We start from the raw sequence: 20,660 nt of genomic DNA, 5'->3' as shown, positions 1-20,660 counted from the left end.
AGCCAAGAATCGCCGTCTAATCTCGGTCGCTACTCAAGATCGTGATGCATAGCGCCGTCATCACCGACATGCTGGCGAGAATTCCGATCAGGCCCAACACGCTGAGTCGCTCGATCCCGGCAACCTTCGTTTCTGGAAATAAGACCGGAGGCACCTCGTATGCCAGCAGCAACGAAGAACCGAGAAAAACGGCGCTCGCCATCAGCCCGACCACCAACCGGTTCACCGCGGGGGTGATCCGTTTCGGATCGAGTCGCAATTGCAGGTTTCCCAGCCGCGTCTGATTAAGGACCGCGAGAATCTGCTCGGGAGCCTCCTCGAGAAAGGCTTCGTTTTCTAGATAAATCCGTCGAGCTTGACGGAGCCGGCGTCGCGGGGTCAGCCGCCTGAGCATCACCCGCCGCAGGTACGTTTGCACGATGTCGAGCGAATCAAAACCGACACCAAGTTCACGCAGCGTTCCCTCTAACGAGATCAGCATCTTCAATAGCAACGCGGACTGATTCGGTAACGTGATGCCGTGTCGATGCAAGATCTCGGTGAGTTCGTTCAGCGCCCCACCTAAATCAAAGCGATCGAGCGTTTGTCGGCCGTACGTATCGACGAAGTCGGCAACATCGATTTCCAACGCCGCTTGATCGAGATCCAGACGTGGGTTTCCAACTCCGCGTATCAACCGGGTCAATCGTCTGCGGTCACCCGAGTTGATTGCAAACAGCATTTCTTCGATTGACTCTCTCAGCGTCTCGTCGATCCGGCCGGTCATCCCGAAATCAAGAATCCCCAGCCGTCCGTCTGTCAGAAAAATCAGGTTCCCCGGATGCGGATCGGCGTGAAAGAACCCATCTTCGAAAACCATCTTCAAATAGATTTTCGCCAGTCGCGAGCCGATGTCCGGTGGCAGGTCTTTTTTCGTGATTCGCGGCGTGTCCGAACGCTCCTCCGACGGCGATTCGGGATACTCCGTAGCCGGCAAATGATGGGCAAAAAGCGTCGCCAAAGGGGCGCCAATCATTTCTTCCATCACGAGTACGCGTCGCGTGCACAGGTGATCGATCACCGTCGGGACAACGACTTCGCCTTGGTCCCCAGAAAGCATCTCGGCGAACTGTTTCAAGCTGCCCCGTTCGCGATTGAAGTCGAGTTCGTGCAACACCATCGGGCGTAATTGCCGGACCATTTCCCTCGGCCCCCACACCGCGATGGAGTCAACCCTGGCAGCCAACTGCGCGAGACCTTCGAGAACTTCGAGGTCCTGTCGCATCAACCGGTCGATCCCGGCCCGTTGGACTTTCAACACCACACGGCTGCCATCGAGCAGCACGGCCCGGTGAACTTGACCGATCGAAGCGGTCGCCAGCGGTGTGTAGCAAATCGACGAGAAGTCTTTCTCAAAGTCGTCGCCGAGTTCAGACCGCAACGTCGCTCGCACCTGATCGGCCGAGTCGGGCTCGACGCGGCCGCGAAGTCGTTTGAGCTCATCGGCGAGTTCAACTCCGACCAAGTCGGGACGTGAGGCGAGAACTTGGCCGACTTTGATGAAAGTCGGACCTAATTCGGTGATCGCCATCCGAATCCGCTCGACCCGCGAGTACTGAGTCAATGGCACGCCGGATCGATCTTTGATCCAATCTCGAAACGGCAACCGTTGCGAGCGGCTCAGCCAATCGGCCAACCCGTAGCGGCGCAGCACCACCAGAATCTCACGTCCACGACGTAGATTGCGGTACAGGCTCGGAATGGAGGTCAATTTCATCACTAGCGTTACATTAACCACCGGGTTGTCGTTTCGGGACGGTTAAAAGCAGAATCCGCTCGGCTACACTCTGGCGATTCTCATCATATTTAGGAAGGTATCGATTTTGCCGATGGACGCGTTTGCCGACGACTGGACCGCTGCGATCAGGACGACGTTCGCGTTGATGCTGGTCTCATCGACAATCGCCATCGTGATCGGAATTCCAGCCGCCGCGAGCACCGCGATGCTCGCCCAGTTCCGCGCCAAAGCACGCATCCTCGACCGACTCCGCCAAGGACTGGTGTCAACCTGGATCCTGGCGATGATGTTTTCCATCGCGACGCCCCTGATCCTGCACGCGGCGGTTTGGGAATCGACCGCGGGAAAATTCGGGTGGTTGGTCAAGACCATGACCGGCGGCAATCTGCTGTGGGTTGGTTGGATTCACGGCGTTCATGGCGCCGCCATCGTCGCGATGGCAACGTTCTGGGCGACCCGCAACATCGCCCCCGAAATCATCCAACATTCCGCATTGGATTACGGGAACATGGCGGCGTGGTTTCGCGTGCGACTACCAATCGCGCGCCCCTGGGTACTCGCCTCGGTCGTGATCGTCTGGATGCTCGCGGCGACAGAAATGAGCGTCGCCGATCTGCACAGCGTCCGAACGGTTGCCGATCAGTTCTATCTTTTCTACGCCCTCGATCCGAACATGACCGCGATCACCGTGACGACTTGGTTGCCCATGATCGTCGGTGGCATTCCCGCGATCGTCTGGCTGCGACTGCGTCACCGACAATTGCACACCCCAGGTAGAAGTCACCACGATCGCGCGTCAACCGATTTTCGAGACAGTGACGGCGAAGTGCAATTCGACGCGAACAAGTGGCAACGCGTTGGAGTGGCCGCATCGATCGTCGGTATGCTCGCGTCGCTGCTAGTTTGCCAAGGCGCGATCGCGGCGGGACTGATTGTGCAAGCGGGCCATCTCGTTGAAGTCGAAGGGGGAATCCCTGTCGCAAGTTGGTCGTGGCAGGCATGTGTGCGTTCGATCGGGAACGCGCCCTCAATGTTCGCCAGCGAATACGCGTGGACGCTGCAACTCGCGTTGTTTACCTCGTTAGCGGTCACACCGCTGGCCTGGGCGTTGGCGAGATGGGGACGGGGTGACGCCCGCGTCGGCTGGCTCATCGACTGCGCGATGACCATGTTGTTTCTGATCCCGGGACCGGTTGTCGCCATGGCAGTCGTTCATTTGTTCGCATCCGGAATACCAGGCGGCGAGCTGCTGGCAACACAAACGTTGATACCGACCATCTTCTCTGTGGGTGTCCGCAGCGGCGTGATCGCCTACATCCTCCTGCGAATCGGCTATGGCCAGATCAGCCAACCGGTATGGCAGTCGAGCCGACTCGACGGCAATTGGGCGACGCGTTTGTTTCGCATCGAACTACCGCTGATATGGACGAGCGGCTTGGCGGCATTGATCATCGCCGCTGTCGTTGCCAGCGGAGATGTGCCTGCGGCGTTGCCGGTACTGCCACCGGGTGTGACCACGGTAGGCACCCGTCTCTTCGGGCTCCTGCACAGCGGCTCGAGGTACCACGAAGCCTCGTTGGCATTCTGGTACCTCGTCGCGATCATCGTGCTCAGCTGGTCGGCGTGGCGCATCGCGGCCACGAAGTTCTATAACGAAAGCCACTCGCGTCGCGATTAGACGTGACTACCGAACCATCAAATTCGTGGTCGGATAGCTGGACGCCTTGCTCGTGCTTCCGGGCATGTATCCGGCCGGCTGGACGCTGCCGCTACTCGAAGTGCTACTGGTCGTTGAGTTGCCAGCTGTCGCGGTTTGGTATTCAGCCGAACTTCCATAACCGGATTTTGTGCTGTCGATCGGTGTCGACGCACCCGCCGGTGCCGCACTCGAAGGCGGCAGAGTTAACGAAGCGACCGCGGATTGTGAAGCTCCGGTGGAAGCATTCGCAGGAGCGTTCGGGCTCGAAACCGCAGGCGACGATGAACTTGGATTTGAAGCGACCGCGCTAGTTACCGATGGCACGATACCGCTTGGGAGCGTGAAGCCACCGGAACTCGAACCGGTGGATCCGGACGAACTCGATGTTCCCGCTGCAAGTCGCGTTGGTGTCATCTCATTCAAAGGCGGCATCGCAAACGCCGATTTGGTTTGTTGAGGCGACACACTCGTGGTATTTGCTACCGACGTCGATGAAGCCGTAGGTGACTTAGTTCCGAGTTGGTACCCCGATGGCATCGACGTTGCCGATGGTGGGGTTGATGGCGTCGACGAAGGTGCGGTGACGGCGTAACCGTTTGATGCTGCCGCTGCGTAGCTAGGTTGTGCCGTGCTGGTTCGCCCCGGCAGCGCATAGGCCGGTGGAACAGATTGGTTGCCCGCCGCCAACGAAGTCGAAGGCGTGGGGTTCGTCGATGACGTCGACGGCATACTGGTCGGGAAACCGGTCGGGACTCCGTCCTCAGGCCCCTTCATCCGATTGCCAGCCAACGCGTACGGATTGGTTCCGGTAGGTGGACTAGGCGTTGACGGAGTTGCGTTTGAATTGACCGGCGCGGTTCCACCAGCAATCGATGCGATCGCTTCCGGTGTGGCTCGAGCCGATGGCGGGGTGGGGTAAGTGGTGGTCGGACCACTGCCGGCGAGCATCTCGGCAGAAGGCTCGCCCCGGCGACCAAACATGTTCCAACCTGGTTTACCGCTGCGGCATCCGATAGACGGGAGCGTTGCCAACACACATGCAGCAATCGCTGCACGGCGTGCATAACGGGTGATTTTGTTTTCGGCGATTTCCGTTCGCTTCATCGTCGCATCCTTAGGCAAGGGAGCGGGTTCTTCGTAATTCATCTTGACGTCCATCCTCTGCGATCGACCGTTTCAACACGCAAATCGAGTCAAATCTGAAAATTCGTTACAGATTCGGCCATCGGGATGACTGACAAACCGATGCCATCCAAATCGCATCGGTGACGGCAAAACGGAACGCGTCCCGCAATGATTCCCCCCGTCCTATGAATTTTCTTGGCCCAGTGTCAATGCCAGCCCGCGGTAAAGTAAGAAACTAGTGGAGCCAAGAACGAACCGCCCTGCAGAAGGGGCCCAGCAGCCATTTTGATGCGCATCTGTTCACGGGAATTGTTATGATGAAACTTCATCCCGCTACGTGGGTAGGCGGTCTGCCCACTTCCGCGCCGAACGGAGTGATCACGATTCGATGCAGCGTTCCAAGCAGACAACGAGAGCCGGGACACACATAACGATACCGATTGACTCGGAATCGGATGCCGCCCACAAATGCCACGCATCGAAGACAACAGCAGACGATGTCAGATCCGATCGCATCGACTCGGCTGACGTCGCCAAGAACACCGAAATCCCCGCTCACCCGAGATTGCTCACCGGGCGATACGAGATCCTTGAGTGGATCGAAACCGGTGGGATGGGAATCATCTACAAAGCGTTTGATCGGCTGCTCGAACGAGAGGTCGCTATCAAAGTCCTGCGTCGCGACCGGGCCACCAATTCCTATCAAGAAGACTTTGCGAAAGAAGCTCGGATCATGAGCTTCCTCTCGCACCCGGGAGTGGCTCCCATTTATGAAACGGGGGTTTGCGTCAATGGACAACCGTATCATGTGATGAAGCTGGTCGGCGGAATCACACTGCGAGCAATGCTCGACGACGAGAACACCGAAAAAGCTGAGTTGCTAAACGTCTTTACCGATGTCTGCCAAACGATGGCATTTGCCCATTCACGAGGCGTCATCCATCTCGATCTAAAGCCCTCCAACATCATGGTGGGCGAGTTTGGTGAAGTGAACGTGATGGACTGGGGACTGGCCCGGCACATTCATCATGACACCTCGCAATCGCCGCCAGAGCAATCACTGCCAACGGAATCAACCTCGCACGGACGCGGGGAGACGGTATCGACTAGCGACGACGAAACCCTAGCGAGTGCCGAGGCCGAAGCGGGTCCCTGGACCACGCGTCAGAACAATATCAACGGCACGCCGGAATACATGTCACCGGAACAGGCCCGTGGGTCAAATCTCGATGCCCGCGCAGACGTCTTTAGCCTCGGCGGGATCCTCTGCGAAATTTTGAGCGGCCACGCCCCCTACGAAGGCGAAGATCTTCAACAGGTGTATCGCTCTGCCGTGCGAGGCGAGACGTTGCAAAGCCTTGAACGACTTCGCACCTGTGGTTTCGGCGACGCTCTCGTCCGCCTCACGATCAATTGTCTACACGTTGACCCGTCGAAACGACCCATCAATGCGATGGCGTTGTCTCAAATCATGATGGCTCACCAAGCGTCGACGCTGCGAAGTGTCCGCAGTGACATGGATCGTTTTTTCGAGCTCTCACCAGACATGTTCTGCATCGCCGATCACAACGGATTCTTCGTCCGCATCAACGACAACTTCAGCAAGGTACTTGGGCATTCCAAAGAAACGTTGCTGTCGCGACCGTTCCTTTCATTCGTTCATGAAGAGGATATTGAACGGACAATCGCTCAGGTCTCCGCACTCGCTGGAGGTCGCCCCGTGATTCGATTTCGCAACCGATACATTACCGCCCGCGGCGACTACATCACGCTCGAATGGACGGCTAAATCACTTGAGGGCGAACACCTCATCTTCGCGGTCGCTCGTGATGTGACGGCAAAAGTCACTTAAGCGGAAATCAATCGCAAAGAAACGATCCGCGTGTCGGCACCCCAATTAGCATCGATCGACGTCACTGCACCGCAACGGCCCCGCGCTGATCGGCTAGATCAAATCCCGGTCACGAACGCCGAGCAGATACAACACCGCATCAAGGCCCAGGGTGGAAACCTGATGGCGAGCTGATTCCCGAACAATCGGTTTGGCATGGAATGCAATCCCGAGTCCGGCTCGTGAAAGCATCGGCAAATCATTGGCACCATCGCCGATCGCGATCGTTTGTTCGCAATCGATGCCAATGCTCGCGGCGAGTTGCTCGAGCAGCGCCGCTTTACGTTGCGCGTTGACGATTTCACCGACAACTCGCCCGGTCAATTTACCGTCAATGATTTCGAGATCATTGGCGTGCACATCGTCCACGTCCAATCGAGAGCGCAGATACTCACCGAAGTAACGGAAGCCTCCCGAGATGATCGCGGTGCGGTATCCGAACCGCTTCAAGTTCGACAACAGGCGTTCGGCACCCTCGGTCAATTCCAACCGCTCGGCAATTTTCGGCAGGACCGATTCCGGCAACCCCTCAAGCGACGCGACGCGTCGACGGAGCGATTCGTCAAAATCGATTTCACCTCGCATGGCCGCTTCCGTGATTGCGGACACCTGTTCGCCGACGCCGGCCTCTTTCGCAATCTCATCAATGACTTCGGCTTGCAATAGCGTGGAGTCCATGTCGAGCGCAACGACGCGGCGGTTTCGGCGAAACGCATCATCCTGCTGCCATGCTAAATCCAAATCGAGACGACTTGATAGATCGAGAAGACTCGCCTTGAGTCGATTGGGATCCTCCGGATCACCGCGGAGCGAAAATTCGATACAAGCTCGCGTCGGTTTTCCGTCCGATACGCGTTTGGGTCGCCCTGACAAACGCGTGATCACGTCGATGTTCAAACCTTGGTCCGCGACGAGTCGACTCACGGCGGCAAACTGCTCGGCCGTCACCGCTCTGGAGAGCAACGTAAGAATGTATCGTGACTTCCCTTCGCCACTGACCCAGACGTCGTAGGCCGAATCCTCGATTTCGGTGTGCTTGCACTTCAGGCCCAGCTTTTCCGCCTGCTTCCGCATTTTCTGGATGACCTTGTCAGGATCCGCCTCTGCGGGGATCCGGACCATCAACCCGAGCAACAGTGACCGGTGAATGACGGCTTGGTTAACGTCAATGATTTTGCATCCGAATCGGGCAAAGTGGTCCGACAGCGACGCCGTCAGGCCGGGTCGGTCTTCACCGGTGAATCGGAAGAGGATCGTGGTCGCGGTAACAGTGATAGGCTCGTTCATAGCCCGCGAATCGTAGCGATGTCGTGCCGGGGAGTCAAAGTGGCTAATTTCACGAGCCTAAAAATCCGCCTCGCCGTCCATGTCACCGTCATCCCGCGGATCCCCGCACCACTGATTCAACGCCTCGATGACGCGGTCACGATCGGCATGATGCGTCCAGATCGAATCATCGACGTCCAGCCGAACTTCGTAGTATCCCTCGCGGACGCAATCCTCTTCGCCACAGAAATGCGGAAGGTCAGCCACCCACACAATGCGATACAGGGGAACGTGTTTGTCGTCGATCTTGATCAATGGTTTGTGCATCAATGGTCTCGCATGTTCGTGCGTGCGAAGGCTCTCTTCATCGATTATTTGGCCAATTCGCGACTGCGGGCTGCGGATGTGGTGACCGCGTCAATCAACGCGCCCCTCACCGCATTCTGTTCCAGCACACGCATTGCGGCAATAGTCGTTCCCCCGGGACTACACACATTGTCTTTGAGGAGCCCGGGGTGATCACCGGTGTCACGAACCATGGTTGCGGCCCCTCGAACGGTCTGGACGGCGAGATCCATCGCTGTTTTCCGTGGCAATCCCGCCGCGACCCCGCCGTCGGCGAGGGCTTCGATCATCAAATAAACGTACGCCGGCCCCGAACCGCTCAGCCCGGTCACCGCGTCGAGCTGGTTTTCACTCACCCGGGCCACGTACCCGACGCTGCCGAGCATCCGTTCCACGCATTCAACGTCCACATCGGTCACACTTTCGCCTGTGCAAAACGCCGCGGCGCCCTCTCCCACCAGGCTCGGGGTGTTCGGCATGACGCGGACGGCGCGAGCATGCCCGGCCCCTTTCGTGATGCTCGACAGTGGAACCCCGGCGGCAATCGAAATCACCAGTTTTCCGCTCATGTCGGCGTTCGGATCGGCGAGCACGGGCGCCACAATGTGCGGCTTCACCGCCAGCAACACGATCTCGGACGCGGCAAAAGCATTCTCCCCCGACTCGTCCGTGCTACCCGACATCACACGACACCCGGGATGATTCTCGACCCACCACTGCAGCGATGGAGATGAAGGATCCACAATCGTCAGCTTGCTGACGTCGAAGATACCTTTTTCGATCATTCCGCCGACGAGAGCTCGGGCCATTTGGCCACCACCAACGACGGTCATTTGAGGAAGTTTCATAGATGGAAAATATCAGTTTGTAGGCAGGGTAGTGGGAGCACGGAATCGGCCAATGGAGCGTGAACAAGCTCCGGCGGAGGTCGACGCCAAGAATTCATTTCCAACGAATCACCATCGGGATGAAACGTCGGTTCGCTAATACACAGCGGGTGGGCGAGATCACTTTGGCCCAAGGATCGAGCGATATTCGACGAATGCTGTGCCGACCAACAACCATCGCACCACGCGACCGTCTTCCCACAGGACGGGGCCGATATCAATAGGGGCACAATGCTCGATTTCTGGAAGACAACGAATCGATCGATTCCCGCCTCTAGTACGTCCCGGCAGGGCGTTGTTTGACACCCGAGAGCAATTTGATCAATGCGACGCGAAGATTCTTGACGCTCAAAGGTAACGGCAGCAGTGTTCGATTGGAACCACGAACCGCTTTTTCGACAATGTGCTTTTGCCGTGGGTCGACCAACATGACCGCGGGGATGTCTCGCGTGTCTGCGTTCTCGGCAAATGCGTTGTAGGCATCCAAAGCATCATTGCCTAACTCCGCCGCCCCAAAGATCACGCAATCTGCGGGCTGGTCGACAGAGTCGTCAAACCGGGCCAACGCCCGACGCGGATCAGAAATGATCAGCACCCGGTAGCCACGCGCCTTGAGCCGCTCGCGGATCGCATTTTGCAGATCGGCTTTCGATTCGACATACATCACCACGTATCCTTCGCCTTCATTCGTGATGATACGGTCGTCGCCGACATCTTCTGCATTGACCTTCATGCTCGGGTGGTCAACACGGTCCTGTCCCCCCCGCTTCATGTCCTCGATCACACCTTTGACCGCAGACACGAGAGCCTTGCACGACTGAATCCGCCGGTCAGGGTTGAACTCCATCGCGTTGAGCAAGAGTTGGTTAACGAGGCCTGGAATATCAGGAACGTAGTCTTGAATCGGGCGAATGTCTTGAAAACGCGAGATGTTCAGCCGCGCCATTCGGTCGCGAGTTTCCGTCAGGGCAGGAGTTCCGGCGAGCATGTGGTAAAGCATGTTCCCGGCAAAGAACACGTCACTGCGTGGATCGTCCTTGCGAACATTGGTACCTCGCTCGAGAGCCGCGTAATCGATGGCGCGGGCGTTCGGGCAGTCGGCCACCGCCTCCGGATTGCCACGATCGGCGAGTGCAGCCAACCCGAAGTCCACCAACTTCGCGATGCCGTCGGAACTGATCAACACGTTCGACAACTTCAAGTCTCGGTGAGAAATTCCGAGGTCAGCGGCAAACGCCAAACCCTGCGCAATCTCATAAATCAGCTTCAATGACAATTCGACGGGCAACTTGCCACGAATCTTCACGAGTTCTCGAAGCGTTTGCCCCTCAATGAACTCCATCACCAAGAACGGATTGTGTCGATCCGCAATCACGTCGAAAATCCGGACGATGTTCGGGTGCTTGAGCTTCAAACCCATCTTGCCTTCACGCAAGAACTGTTCGAGCTCTTTGGGTTCATCGCGGAAACGTTTGCGCAGTACCTTGACCGCAAAAACTTGACCGCCTTTCTCGGCCCGATACACACGAGCGAACGTACCGGCACCGATCAAATACAGCACCTTGTAATCGCCGTAAAAGTATCCGGTCCGGTCGCCCCGCAACACTTTCTCGGTTTGCAACGTCGTGATCAGTCCACGCCGCTGGAGCTGATCGATCACGTCGACCAGGGGCACTTCCCCGACGCCGAGTTCCCCAATGGCGCGGTTGACCTCGAGGCGTTCTGCCACGCCTACAGAGACAACGCGATTGATGAATTCGTCTGTGGTAAGAGGGGAGCTCATAGTGTCGTTTTAAAGTGATCTGTTTGCGGCATCAATCGAGGTAACACGGGATTTTGAACGCGTTTTCCCGCAAAACGGAGTTCCGATCCCCGAATTCCGGGCAACTTCGAAAGTGTTCGTCACAATACGCATTCCGATACGGTGCAAATCGTCGTTCCGAGCACGCTCCTTCACCACCCCCCCCACGAACAGGTCGAGCGACTCAGCCGGACTAACCGGTCTGATCGGGACTTTCGATTCAAGTGCCCCCTTTACTGAGTCCCTACGTCGAATCTCAGTGTCCTCGTGTGGTCCGAAAGATCGAATGAGTAGTGCTTCGTCAAACCTGAGCTTGGGGTCTTGCCTGAACCGAAGGCCTCGCGTCCTGCCGCTAAAAGACTTAGCGAAACCGCGCAAGCCGTCCGGTCTCACCCCATTTTCAGTGCTGATAAAGCAGTAGTGATTTTTGACCTTTTTCATTCCGAGAACAGGCCCCTTACTCTGGTCTACGTCACCAGCATAGTCTGAGGCTCCCATTTTACTCACCCGGTGGGCTGGGGCGATACTTCTGGACAGATTGTGTCCAATCGACCGTCTCAGAGAGACAGGTCATTGGCAAACCTTCTTGTGTTGGTTGACTCAGTTTCGGGCGAGTCCAAGCCGTTGGAGGCTGAAATACGATGACCTCCCGGATTGATCTGGTTTTCCCCCCCTCCAAAGGTGACACTTTGGCGCCCTGCCACTGCACGTTTGACCAGGGACGCCGTTCGTCGAGGTACGGGGATGCGGTGGTGTACAGGACTTAACACCAAACTGCCCCTCGCGAACCCCGACTCACCCGTGCTAGCATCACCGTCATGCAATTTCCGGACATCGCCCTCGAGACGCCCGCCGGGCGTGAAGCCATCCGAATCATCGACCGACTGCGTCATGCCGGTTTCATCGCCGTTTTAGCAGGTGGTTGCGTGCGTGACGCCTTGCTCGGCCGTACGCCGAAAGACTTTGATGTCGCCACGGACGCTACACCCGACTCGGTTCAACAGGTTTTTGGTCGCCGCCAAACGGTCGCGTTCGGAGCCTCCTTTGGCGTGATCGGCGTGCTCCCGCCCAAACGCGACACCCGCAGCGGCGATAACCACGATACCGGTGGTGCTCCAACCGAGGTCGCCACGTTTCGCGCCGATGGCAATTACAGCGACGGACGTCGCCCCGACCACGTGACCTACGGCACCGCGGAAGCCGATGCCGCCCGCCGCGACTTCACGATCAATGGTCTCTTCTACGATCCCGCAGCCAAAGAGATACTGGACTATGTCGACGGTATTACCGACCTGAAATCAATGCACCTGCGCACGATCGGCAACGCACATCGGCGGTTCGACGAAGACAAGCTGCGGATGCTCCGTGCCGTCCGTTTTGTGACCACGCTGGGTTTGTCGGTCGAAGCATCCACTATGTCAGCGATTGTCGCGCACGCCGACAGCATCTCGTTGGTAAGTGGTGAGCGGATCGGCGCCGAAATGCGACGCGTGATCACTCACCCCAACGCGGTCCGGGGGCTACGACTGCTCGTGGAAACGGGGCTCCACAGCCATGTTTGGCCGCAGCTCGAAAAGATCGCGTGGCCTGAGCTTCGAACCCGTTTCAAGCGCCTCACCAATCCGTCGTTTGAAACAGGCATGGCGACGACACTATTGACCCTCCACCGTTGCTCCAAAGACGCTCTTCAAAACTTAAAGGGATTAACGAAGCGTTGGAAACTGTCGACGGCTGAGCAGCGTGCGATCACCGCCGCGATCCGGCTGACACCGCAAATCATCGATTGTCGGGACGCGGCATGGTCGAGTCTGCAACCCATCCTCATCGACCGTGACATCGACGTTGTCCTTCCCGTCGCCGGGGCACTGGCGGAAGACGACTCGGGCGTTCGACGGGCGATCATGGAACGACAACGTGATCCGTCGTCACTCGATCCCCACCCTTTGTTAACCGGCGACGATTTGATCGCGGAAGGCATGACACCTGGTCCGCACTTCCGCGATTGGTTGACCCAAATCCGCCGCATGCAACTCGACGATGAACTGCACACTCAAGACGAAGCGATGTCTTGGGTACGACGTCAAACTTGAAGCACCGCAAGCATTCCCCCCACGGCAAATCGCGTTCACTCGGCAACGTCGAACCGCAACGCAGGTGCCAACTCGGCATCACGTTCTTTGCTCAAAAAACGAATCGGAATTCCTCGTTCGTTTCCGCCAGCGATCACAAAACTCGCGGATCTTCCCCACGCATCCAAAACGAACTGCATGAGTTCGTCGCTGGAGAAATCAACAAACTCTTGCTTGCGTCTTAGCTCCTCGGCATCCACGGCGTCACTCGACCACGTCGCCAGCAAAGGCAACGATGCGACGTCGCTTTGCGACGGGGAATTTTTCCATAGCAATGGCGAGCGCTCTTTTTCGTCTTCTTTCCATGCCCCAGCATCCGGGTCACCCCATCCATAGATCTTCAAGTTGGTATTGTTGATCTTCTGACCAATCAGGAACGCCAGACTCAACGTGACGCGTTGGACGTCGTCACGCTTGAACTCGGGCGAGCGGAGATCAAACCGCACATAAATGTGTTTTAGGTCCTGGTCGTTTCTCGTTTGCACGATCAACAAGTCTTTTGTTCCTTGATTATCCCCTTTCGAATCACCTTTATGTGTTGTGGTGTCTGCCCCCATTCCGATCGTATTTGAAATGTGCTTGACGACGCTGACCACTGGAGGTGCATCGACTTCAGGGGATATCGTTTCGTCGGCACTCGCGGGCACATCATCCATCACCGGTGGATCTGCATTCACGTTCTCGGCGGGCGCGGTCGAGTCAACTTCAGCCGGATTGTTTTCCACTGATGCCATGGAATTCTCCGTCGACCGCGTCGGATCCTCAGGCGTGTTCGAACTAGCATCGATTGTGGGAGTGTTGTTTGCGTTGGCTTGGGCATTACCCGACGGATTGCGATCTTGATTCGCCTGAGCCCCGCTTGGCGATTTGGGCTTATCGCCCCCAGGCGATTTTCCTTTGGGCTGTCCCGTCTTCGTCGGCCCCCGTGTACCGGCACTCGTATTGTGTGTTGCAGTCGTGCGCGGCGTAACGGGCGGAGAAGTTGTTGGTTGATTCGCGTTGGTGGGGGTGCCACCTTCCGGTGCCGTCACGACGTAGGTTTCGCCTTGCCGCGGAATGATCATCCACACGATACCGAGAACGAGAAACAACGTTGCCAGCACGCCCGCTCCCATCCAAACGATCGGGCTAACCTGCTTCTGCACCGGAGCCGGGCTGGGACGTCTCGCCGGATGCCCAGGCCGGAGATGCCCACCCGCGCCAGCAGGTTTGGGGAGATTACTTGACGGAGGCAGCGGTGCGGGCGCGGGCAACGCCAACGATTCAAACTCGGGTATTTCAACAACTTCCACCGTCTCAGGCTTGACTTCCTCTTGCTTGCTGACGACCTCCTTCAAGCTCTCTTGCAGCTTACCGAGCGAAAGGGCAACTTCCGATTTCGCCTCGCACTCCTGTGCTGCCTTTTTGAGCTGCTTCTCCAACTCGAGCGCACTGGCAGGCCGATCCGCCGGCTCCTTTGAGAGCAACTTATGGATCAAATCGGCGAGTGGTTGCGGGATATCGGGGTTGAGTTCGCGCAGCGGGGTGGGGGATCGCGTCAACAGGGCAACCAACTGCTCGGCAATCGCCGGCTGGGCCGTGGGCAGTTTCCCTGTGCACATTTCGTACAAAACAACGCCCAAGCTATACAAGTCGCTGCGGTCATCTAACGGATCACTGCGGGCCTGCTCGGGCGTCAGATAGCCCGGCGTCCCACACACCGAACCGACGCCCGTAGTGTCACTGGTGGGTGAGGATGCGAGAGCCAAACCGAAGTCGAGAATCTTGATCCGACCGCTGCCTTCTTCCACCCAGATGTTGGCCGGTTTGATGTCACGATGAACGATCCCTTTCGCGTGAGCAGCGGCAAGGCCTCGGCAAATCTGCCGGGCATAATCGATAACCTTTTCGTAATCTCGTGTTTCCTTTCTAGCGTTGACCGCCTCGAGCGTTTCGCCACGCAACAACTCCATCGCCATGAACGGCGTGCCTTTGTGCGTGCCGACTTCGAAGATCACGACCACGTTGTCGTGATGCACCGCCGCCATCGCGCGGGCTTCCTGCAAAAACCGATCACGACTGTTGGGCGTCGACGCGATCTTTTTGTTCATCACCTTCAGAGCAACCGGTCTCTCAAGAACGGTGTCCTCAGCGCGGAACACGTACCCCATCCCGCCACGACCCATCTCACCCAAGATCCGATACGATCCGAGCATGCCCAAGTCACCTTCGTGCTCAGAGGGCTCCAAGAAATCGTAGGAGTTGTTTTTTTTGGTCATAGCCGAGCGGGTTAGAAGAATTGATCGTCATCGGGCAAACCAGTGGCCTGGTTCCGAATGACTCTCATCGGCATGGAGGCAAGCAAACCTCGCACGCCAACCACTCGCTAGAATAATACAAAGCCGGGGGTAAATGTGCAGCTGGAGGCGGTATCGCCGCAATTCACCCGGCACCGCTCCGGACCACCGCTAACGTCGTCCCAGCTTGCAATGCGGACACCCGCCCCCCAGACCGCCGCCCGAGCGACCACCACTGCCGGACCGAGGTGCGAACCCTCCACTGGAATTCCGTAATTGATAACGGGGTTGCATACTGGACGACGCCGATTGCGAATTCCGATTCGACTGACTTTGGTAAGGATTCAGTACAGAGGGGGTGCGGAAGTTGGTCGACGTGTAGGACGGTGTGACTGGCATCGGTTGAACAAACCGACTCGGCGTGCTCGAAATCGGACTCGTCAGCTGGACACTTTCTGAATTCGAAATGCTGGCAAAGTTCGAAACGCTGGCGGGCTGGGCTATCGGGGCCGCCACAACCGAACTCTCCACCGGACTCGCGACTTTCCCATTCTGCGAATTCACCCGCGGCTCTTGGGTCGCCTTGGGCACCGAAATCACCTGGGTCGACTGATCGCGGCGGAATGCCGTTTTCTCAACCCAACCATATTTATCCGGGGCGCCGTAGACAGACTGCACGTAGAACAAGTCACCCGACGCCGAAGTAATGCTCGCTATTTCATGACGGTAGATGGTGCCCGTTTGCTGCGACTCAATTCGCATCCGTGATGACTCGGCAAGATGCGGCAATTGGATTCCCGGTTGACCAATCGCCTGAGCGTCAATCAAAGCCCGCTCCAAGTCGTTCCCGATGCCGCGTCGAATGTAAGCAGAACTTCGATCTCTCAGCGCCGCCGTCCGATCCGATTTGGACACCTCGGGATCAAACACAACCATCGTGTAGGCTTCAATCGCAAGGTCATAGTCCCCTTGCTTGAGATACATCCGGGCTTGCGAAATCAACGATGACTCCACACCCGCCTTCTTCCTGTTTGGCTTGAGTGTCGGCAATCCATGTTTTAAATCTGTCGGCCGCTCGGCCGTTTGAGTCGTGACAGCGACGACCTGCGTCTCGGCGTACGGGCTTGTTGTCAAACAAACTCTTGGCATGGAAGAATCGAAGTGCACCCACGCTCGTTGGCCGGTCTGCAGCTTGACAGCTTCACTGGCACTCCGAATGGCATCGAGCAAATACAGACCCGATGAGGGACGTTCGCGAAGCTTTTCGGATAGATTGAACGCAAAAGGCGAGTTGTCACCCACGCCATCAAGAGCCGGTTGATTTTCGGCCGTCGCGTACGCGATCAAAGTTCCATCGGGAGCCTCGGTGCGGGGCGACCAGTCAGACGAAGCGTTCCGCTGCGTCGCGTGCCAACTTCTTTCAAAAGGGTTATTGCGGCAACAATCCATCATCAAGACTTTTGTATTCGCGCCCGAATTGTTGAGGGCATCGAGTACAAAATCCTGCGAGACGGCTTGGTATTTCAATGCCGCGGAGTCGCGCAGCCGTGCATCGACTGGGATCAAAAAGTGATCGTCCTGCAACCCAATGCCATGGCCTGCAAAGTAAAAGAACGCCAGTCCGCCTTTGGGAACCTGTTGCGTAAAGTCGAACAGAGCATCGTCCATTTCGCGATGTCCGAGATCTGTTTTGATGGTGACTTCAAATCCGAGATCTCGCAGAGCCGTGCCCAACAATTCGACGTCGTTGATCGGGTTCTTCAGTTTTCCTGCTTCATAGGCGTTGTTTCCGATCAACAACGCGTGGAACGGACTTTTGGCAACGACGACTGACGTCGACGTCCCAATCACAACAACGACTAAACAACCCAAAGTTAGCTCCTGAAACCTTTGAGTAACGTTTTCGCCGAATTTCATCACTTTGCCCTTCGAAAGAGGAGTCGCTTGCAGCCACTAGAACGAGGCAAACAACAACCCCCCCCTCTGCAAGCCAGTTTCATCCTAAAGCTTTGGCGGGGCAGGATCAACTTAAACCGTCACGCGTTGGGTTCGCCTCCCGCCTGCCCGCTAAATGGGAAACCAGCAGGGAAACCAGACACAAAAAGTGAGGCTGTGCGCTGTCTTGGTCACGAAAAAGAGAGCTTTGCCGGCATGAACCTTTGGGGCGGGACCGGTAGGCTGTTTCGCGGCAGGCCACGAGTCCTCCGGTTCGAGCCTACCCCAAGTTGAGGTTGGACAAAGCGTTAGCAGCAATCGCCACTCGAACAACAACCTCCGCCATCGGCCGTCGGCAGGCTCAGCGGTTTCCCCCCGGCGTTCACCGCCGAACCGCCCTGGCTGACGTCATCAAATACCGCGAAATGCTCGGCGATCGACTCGCGTTCCGCCGCCTGAGCCAGTGCGTCCTGACAGGTTTCCCCACGCGTGTACATCCGCCCTTCGTCGTCGACAACATATTTGAACGGACCGCGGTAAACTCGTCGCGACGAGCCACGCGTCTGCAAATATTCCTCCGTTTGCTCGATAACCCCGTCTCCTTCGCTGATCAAATGGGGTCGATAGGCGACTACGGTCGCTGAACGGAACGCGATCCCCTCGACGATCTGCCAAGGCTGCTGCTGAAGGCTATCGATACGGATGTCGACGAAGCCGGCTTGCTCAAACGCTTCAACGAACGCGGACTGCTCGAACGCCCCTGAGATGCAACCACTCCACAACTCTGGATCCGCCTGCATCTCTTCGGGCACCTCCACATCGCAAACGATGTCGCTGATCACGGCCCGCCCGCCGGGCCGCAACACGCGAAAAATTTCGTCGAACAAGAGTTCTTTCTCGTCGGGATCGACAAGGTTCAAAACGCAATTGCTGACCACGATGTCGATCGACTCATCCGCAATCATGGGCTGCTCGGCGCGTATCTCCGCAAGAAACGACTCCAGCGTGCGTAGGCTCGCTTCGTCTACTACGGGATTTCCCGAGAGAAAGCGATCGACGGCATCCCGGTCGACGGCGAGATCCTGAATTTTGCCTTTGTAGAACGTGATGTTGTCATACCCGATCGCCATCGCGACCTGGACTTGCGATCGACGCGCCAGAGCCAACATCTCATCGTTCATGTCGACGCCAATCACGCGGCCGTGAGGTCCGGTGACCTGCGACGCGATAAAGCAAATTTTGCCCCCGCCGCTGCCCAAATCCAAAACGGTCTCGCCGGGACGAACGTGTTGGGACGGGTCACCACAGCCGTAATCTCGATCAATCACCTCTTGAGGGATTACGTCGAGGTACTTGGCGTCATAGTCGACCGGACAACACAGGGCGGATTCTCGCGCCAGTGCGGCCCCGGAATAGCGTTGGCGGACAGCCTTTTCGGTATCCAGACTCGACATTTTTACTACGCCATCATGTTCGTGGTAACAAGCAATACCGCGAAAAGATATGCGGGGCACGCGTGAACTGCCAGCATGCTAAGCGAGATCGGCCAGCTCGCTGAAGAAGTTTATTCATGCAGATGCATGAATGTGCGAGGCAAAAAAAGTGGCGGCCTGTGGAAGTTACACAAGGGGCACAAGATAACCCCCACAGGACCGCCGATCAGGTGAACAACGCTGCGGGGCATGCAACGCATAAGCTCACCTGATTACTCAAATATTTCGCGTGATTGAATCGCATGAAGTCAGGTGTGACAAGGGCGATACCCCTGCAAACAACAGAAACGACCCAAAATGCCGATTCCCTCCAAACCAACATGTTTCACCACTGAGCAGCGTCAAATGAACTGATGTGATGAAGGTCGCGGAGGCAAACCACTAGATAGTGAACGGATATTTAACACGATGCCTGGAGCAAGGGAATCGCTAAAAATGAAGGGTTCCTTTTAGTTCAACGCAAATTAACAGTTCATTAACAATCGACAATTCTTCGGGGATTTGTGAAATTCAGATGCTTCACAAGGCTCAAGATTGCGGGGGATTGAGCAACCGGGCGATGGTTTCATCCTCTTGATTTTCTCGGGTCGCGACAAAAATTCCGGTATCTACCATTTTCTCGACGGGCTCGCCCCGGATCGCTGACACCACTGTTTTGACGGCGAGATATCCGATCCGCACCGGATCTTGCAAAATAATTGCCGCAACATGCCCCGTCGACATGGCCTCGCGAAGTGAATCGCTGCTGTCAAACGCGACCAATTTGACTTTTCCGGCCAATCCTCGGTCTCGGATCGCTCGCAGAACCCCTTCCGCGTTGGGTTCGCACGCGGTGAAAACACCATCAACGTCGTCGCCAAACCGGTTGAATAACGCCTGTGCCTTGTTGACCGCCGACTCGGTGGTCGTACCAGAATACTGATCGCTGCTGATCACCTCGATATTGGGATACTTGGCGATCCCGTCGAGGAATCCTTCTTCCCGTCGATGTGTGCTGTCGCTGCCTTGGTGGTAACGCAAACAGATCACATTCCCGCCTTCGTCTCCCAAACTCTGAGCCATCGCATCGGCGGCGAGCTGTCCGCCACGAAAATTGTCCGTTGCAACAAACGCGACATAGTCTTCGGGATCGGCGTTGAGCCCGCTGTCGAAGATCACCACCGGCACACCGGCGCGTTTTGCTTCTTCAACCGGGCGAACCAATGCGTCGGCGTCGAGTGGCGAGAGACAAATTCCGTCGACCTGGGCGTTGAGGAAGCCTTGGAAGACGTCGATTTGTTCGCTGCGGTCGCTTTCCTTTGTCGGCCCTTTGAACGTGATCCGCGCACCGACTTCTTTCCCGGCTTGCTCCGCTCCCACTCGTACCGATTGCCAGAAAATGTGGTTCTCACCTTTGGGAATCACCGCGATGTGCAACAGGTCGCCCGTTGCCGGAGTCCCCGCTTTCGGTTGTCCACTTTCTTCTTTGGGCGGATGACATCCGACGACGCAACACAAAACAAATCCGAGTGTGACCGTGACGAGTGAGCTGACGCGCATATGACTAAGAATTCCGACGGGAAGAGGAACAACGCAGAGGAACGAAGTTGAATGTGAACGACATTCATTTTGATTTTTTCTAACGGCCAGTTTACTCGTATTTTCAGGGGATTGCAGCGGCGCAAGCTACGAACCTGCAAACCAGCTTTCAAAACTTTTCGAAACTTGGCTTGACCCAAGAAAGCCACCCCGGCTAAGTTCCCCGCATCGTCGTGAACGGGTTGTCTTGGCAACCTGAACCGGCGAAAGATGTTCATGGATGTGACGCTCTTTGCACTGGTTGGAAAACGTTTTACGTCTTCTTGACTGCGAAGATTGCGGTTGAATCGGAGTCACGGATGACTCCGCAACGATCGTCAAGTTGCTCTATGTTCGGATCGTTCGAGAAGTGCTAGCATGGATGCGAAGCACTCCCTCGAACCATTTTTTTGCTTCCCGATTCGACTTGAAATCAAAACGCAAAACAGCGAAGATTGAAGACGTCTTCGAGACGTAGA

15 protein-coding genes are annotated in these 20,660 nt (G+C 56.8%); 6 read left to right on the top strand and 9 right to left on the bottom strand.

Annotation, left to right across the window (positions count from 1 at the left end):
* Window positions 1–16: 16 nt before the first annotated feature.
* Window positions 17–1,756 (bottom strand): ABC1 kinase family protein, encoded by a 1,740-nt coding sequence (locus NB063_RS15325; RefSeq protein ID WP_250929607.1) that lies wholly within the window; start codon window positions 1,754–1,756, stop codon window positions 17–19.
* 112 nt (window positions 1,757–1,868) lie between these two features.
* Between NB063_RS15325 and NB063_RS15320 the strand changes: the two genes are divergently transcribed.
* The 5 genes from NB063_RS15320 to NB063_RS15305 all read left to right on the top strand — a co-directional run bounded on the left by NB063_RS15320 (window position 1,869) and on the right by NB063_RS15305 (window position 6,453).
* The gene (locus NB063_RS15320) at window positions 1,869–3,455 is read left to right on the top strand and encodes an ABC transporter permease family protein (protein WP_250929606.1); all 1,587 of its coding nucleotides are present in this window, start codon (window positions 1,869–1,871) and stop codon (window positions 3,453–3,455) included.
* Window positions 3,456–3,624: 169 nt separating this feature from the next.
* On the top strand, window positions 3,625–3,933 hold the full coding sequence (locus NB063_RS15315; RefSeq protein ID WP_250929605.1) for a hypothetical protein: 309 nt from the start codon (window positions 3,625–3,627) through the stop codon (window positions 3,931–3,933).
* Between the two features lie 12 nt (window positions 3,934–3,945).
* Window positions 3,946–4,068, top strand: coding sequence for a hypothetical protein (locus NB063_RS32275; RefSeq protein WP_261367392.1), 123 nt, complete (start codon window positions 3,946–3,948; stop codon window positions 4,066–4,068).
* Between the two features lie 81 nt (window positions 4,069–4,149).
* Window positions 4,150–4,395: a hypothetical protein gene (locus tag NB063_RS15310; protein WP_250929604.1), complete on the top strand. Its 246-nt coding sequence runs from the start codon at window positions 4,150–4,152 to the stop codon at window positions 4,393–4,395.
* Window positions 4,396–4,989: 594 nt separating this feature from the next.
* Window positions 4,990–6,453 (top strand): protein kinase domain-containing protein, encoded by a 1,464-nt coding sequence (locus NB063_RS15305; protein WP_250929603.1) that lies wholly within the window; start codon window positions 4,990–4,992, stop codon window positions 6,451–6,453.
* A 93-nt stretch (window positions 6,454–6,546) separates the two neighbouring features.
* Here the strand turns inward: NB063_RS15305 and serB are convergent, their stop codons facing one another.
* The 4 genes from serB to NB063_RS15285 all read right to left on the bottom strand — a co-directional run bounded on the left by serB (window position 6,547) and on the right by NB063_RS15285 (window position 10,773).
* Complete coding sequence (gene serB / locus NB063_RS15300) at window positions 6,547–7,779, bottom strand: phosphoserine phosphatase SerB (RefSeq protein ID WP_250929602.1); 1,233 nt, start codon at window positions 7,777–7,779, stop codon at window positions 6,547–6,549.
* A 57-nt stretch (window positions 7,780–7,836) separates the two neighbouring features.
* Window positions 7,837–8,085 (bottom strand): hypothetical protein, encoded by a 249-nt coding sequence (locus NB063_RS15295; RefSeq protein WP_250929601.1) that lies wholly within the window; start codon window positions 8,083–8,085, stop codon window positions 7,837–7,839.
* Between the two features lie 44 nt (window positions 8,086–8,129).
* Window positions 8,130–8,951 carry a pyrroline-5-carboxylate reductase gene (gene proC, locus NB063_RS15290; RefSeq protein ID WP_250929600.1) on the bottom strand — a complete coding sequence of 274 codons (822 nt, stop codon included), beginning with the start codon at window positions 8,949–8,951 and terminating at the stop codon, window positions 8,130–8,132.
* A 313-nt stretch (window positions 8,952–9,264) separates the two neighbouring features.
* Window positions 9,265–10,773 (bottom strand): serine/threonine-protein kinase, encoded by a 1,509-nt coding sequence (locus NB063_RS15285; RefSeq protein WP_250929599.1) that lies wholly within the window; start codon window positions 10,771–10,773, stop codon window positions 9,265–9,267.
* An 836-nt stretch (window positions 10,774–11,609) separates the two neighbouring features.
* On the opposite strand from NB063_RS15285, the gene NB063_RS15280 reads away from it, so the two are divergent.
* Window positions 11,610–12,881 (top strand): CCA tRNA nucleotidyltransferase, encoded by a 1,272-nt coding sequence (locus NB063_RS15280; RefSeq protein WP_250929598.1) that lies wholly within the window; start codon window positions 11,610–11,612, stop codon window positions 12,879–12,881.
* Between the two features lie 35 nt (window positions 12,882–12,916).
* Here the strand turns inward: NB063_RS15280 and NB063_RS15275 are convergent, their stop codons facing one another.
* From NB063_RS15275 to NB063_RS15260, 4 genes are all read right to left on the bottom strand, one after another.
* Complete coding sequence (locus NB063_RS15275) at window positions 12,917–15,178, bottom strand: serine/threonine-protein kinase (RefSeq protein WP_250929597.1); 2,262 nt, start codon at window positions 15,176–15,178, stop codon at window positions 12,917–12,919.
* 189 nt (window positions 15,179–15,367) lie between these two features.
* On the bottom strand, window positions 15,368–17,113 hold the full coding sequence (locus tag NB063_RS15270; RefSeq protein ID WP_250929596.1) for a caspase family protein: 1,746 nt from the start codon (window positions 17,111–17,113) through the stop codon (window positions 15,368–15,370).
* A gap of 326 nt (window positions 17,114–17,439) precedes the next feature.
* On the bottom strand, window positions 17,440–18,585 hold the full coding sequence (locus tag NB063_RS15265) for a methyltransferase domain-containing protein (protein WP_250929595.1): 1,146 nt from the start codon (window positions 18,583–18,585) through the stop codon (window positions 17,440–17,442).
* A gap of 567 nt (window positions 18,586–19,152) precedes the next feature.
* A complete protein-coding gene (locus NB063_RS15260; protein WP_250929594.1) occupies window positions 19,153–20,163 on the bottom strand; it encodes an ABC transporter substrate-binding protein in 1,011 nt (336 codons plus the stop codon).
* Window positions 20,164–20,660 lie beyond the last annotated feature (497 nt).

Source organism: Aporhodopirellula aestuarii (assembly GCF_023701485.1).
In the GTDB taxonomy this organism is placed as follows: Bacteria; Planctomycetota; Planctomycetia; order Pirellulales; family Pirellulaceae; genus Rhodopirellula; species Rhodopirellula aestuarii.
This window is presented reverse-complemented; position numbering and strand designations above follow the sequence as displayed.